At 69.6% G+C, this 2400-nt stretch carries 1 protein-coding gene; it reads left to right on the top strand.

Features of this window, described 5'->3' with window-relative positions; all coding sequences use genetic code 11:
- Positions 1-2400, top strand: a 2400-nt coding sequence (locus tag SX243_25925) for a condensation domain-containing protein (protein ID MDY7096424.1), incomplete at both ends; no start/stop codon positions are given.

The following is a 2400-nucleotide window of genomic DNA, read 5'->3' on the forward strand; positions in this document are numbered from 1 at the left end:
CTCGATGCTGATCTACGCCCGAGAGATGGTGCGCCAGCTGGAGCTGGGCGCCGAGGACCGGGTGTTGCAATTCGCTTCCATCAGCTTCGACGTGGTGGTGGAAGAGGTGATCCCGGCGCTCCTGGCGGGCGCCTCGGTGGTGCTGCCGGGCCGGGATCTGCTGCTGTCACCGCAGGAGCTGGAGTCGGTGGTGGCGGAGCAGGGCGTGACGGTGATGGAGCTGCCGGCGGTGTACTGGCAGGAGTGGGTGCGGGATCTGGAAGAGCGGGGGGCCCGTCCTCCGGAGTCGCTGCGGCTGTTGATGCTGGGCACCCAAAAGCCGGCGCCGGAGCGCCTGGCGGCCTGGAGCGCTTGGGGCGTTCCGGCGCTCTACGTCTTCGGTCTGACCGAGACGACGGTGACCAATACGGTGCACCGCTTCGCTTCCGCAGGGTCGTCGGAGCCGCCGTCGGAGGCGGAGCTGGATCTGCCCATCGGCCATCCCATCGCCGGTCAGGAAGTCTACGTTCTGGACCGTTCCGGTCGTTCGATGCCGGTGGCGGCTCCCGGGGAGCTCTACGTCGGCGGTACGGGCATCGCCCGAGGCTATTGGGGCCGTCCCGGTCTGACGGCGTCTCGCTTCGTGCCGGACGCTCTGGGCTCGGACGAGGGCGGCCGGCTGTACCGCACCGGGGACCGGGCTCGGTGGCGCTCGGACGGCTCATTGGAGTTCCTGGGTCGTCTGGACGAGCAGGTCAAGATCCGCGGCTACCGGGTCGAGCCGGGGGAAGTGGAGTCGGTGCTGGCGCGGCACGAGTCGGTGCGCCAGGTGGCGGTGGTGCCGCAGCCGATGGCGGCGGGAGCGCGGCTGGTGGCCTTCGTGGTCCCGGAAGCGGGGACGGAGCTGGACGCGGGGGCGCTGCGTACCCACGTCGGGGAGAGCCTGCCGCAATACATGGTGCCGGCGGTCTTCGATGAGCTGGAAGCGCTGCCGCTGACGCCCAATGGCAAGGTGGACCGCAAGGCGCTGCTGACGCGGGAAGTGGGAGCGGCGGGGCAGGAGATCTACGCGCCGCCGCGGGACGACCTGGAGCGTCTGCTGGCGCAGGTCTGGCAGGACGTGCTGAACGTTCCGAAGGTGGGAATCTACGACGACTTCTTCGAGCTCGGCGGCGATTCGATCCTGAGCCTTCAGATTATCAGCCGTCTGCACCGGGAAGGTCTGCGGGTGACGCCGCGTCAGATCTTCGAGCATTCGACGGTGGCGGAGCTGGCGGCGGTGGCGGGCAGCGCGGCGGAGATCGACGCGGAGCAGGGCCCGGTGACCGGCGAGGTACCGCTGCTGCCGATCCAGCGCTGGTTCCTGGAGTCGGGGCTGGAGAGCCTGCACCATACGACGCTGCCGGTGCTGTTGGAGCTCAAGGAGCGCTGGCGGGCGGATCTGCTGGAGCGTTCCCTGGCGGCGGTGCTGACCTACCACGATGCTCTGCGCATGAGCTTCGCCCGGGGCGAGGCGGGCTGGCTCCAGACCAACCATGGCCCGGAGGTGGATCTGCCGTTTGTGGTGGTGGATTTGTCGGCGCTGTCGGATGCGGACCGGGCGGCGGCCCAGGAGCGGGCGGGCGGTCGGCTGCAGGGGAGCTTCGACGTCGGCGAGCCCCCGCTGGTGCGGTTTGCGGTCTTCGATCATGGCGTCGAGGCGCGTCAGCGCCTGCTGCTGGTCGCCCATCACCTGGTGGCGGACAACGTCACCTGGGAGGTGGTGGTGCGGGATCTGGCGGAGGTCTACGCCACGCTGGCCGGCGGCGGCGAGCCGGATCTGCCTCCGAAAACGACGTCGTTCCAGCGTTGGGCCCAGCGCCTGGCGGAGTATGGAGCGAGCGAGGCGCTGGCTCAGGAAGAGTCGTATTGGACCGACCCGGCTCGGGAAGACGTCCCGCCGCTACCGCTGGATCACACGTCCGGAGCCAATGACGAGGCCTCGGAGGGCGAGGTGCACCGGTCGCTGGATCCGGAGGTGACGCGGGCGCTGTTGCAGCAGGCGCCGAAGGCCTACCGGACGCGTCTGGTGGAAGTGCTGCTGGCCTCGCTGACGGAGGCGATGGGGAGCTGGACCGGCGAGCGGCTGCTGCTGGTGGACTTCGAGGGCCACGGCCGCGAGGACCTGTTCGACGACGTGGATCTTTCGCGCACGGCGGGCTGGTTTGCGACGCTGTATCCGGTGCTGGTGGATCTGCGGGAAGCGGACGACGAGTCGTCGGTGCTGAAGACGGCGAAGGAGCAGGTGCGGGGTGTACCGAGCAACGGCTTGGGCTACGGCCTGCTGCGGGATTACGGTGCGGCCTCGGTGCGGCGGGAGCTGGCGCGGCAGCCGGTGGCGCAGATCCTGTTCAACCACCTGGGTCAGATGGACACCGGTGC

This window comes from Acidobacteriota bacterium (genome assembly GCA_034211275.1).
In the GTDB taxonomy this organism is placed as follows: domain Bacteria; phylum Acidobacteriota; class Thermoanaerobaculia; order Multivoradales; family JAHZIX01; genus JAGQSE01.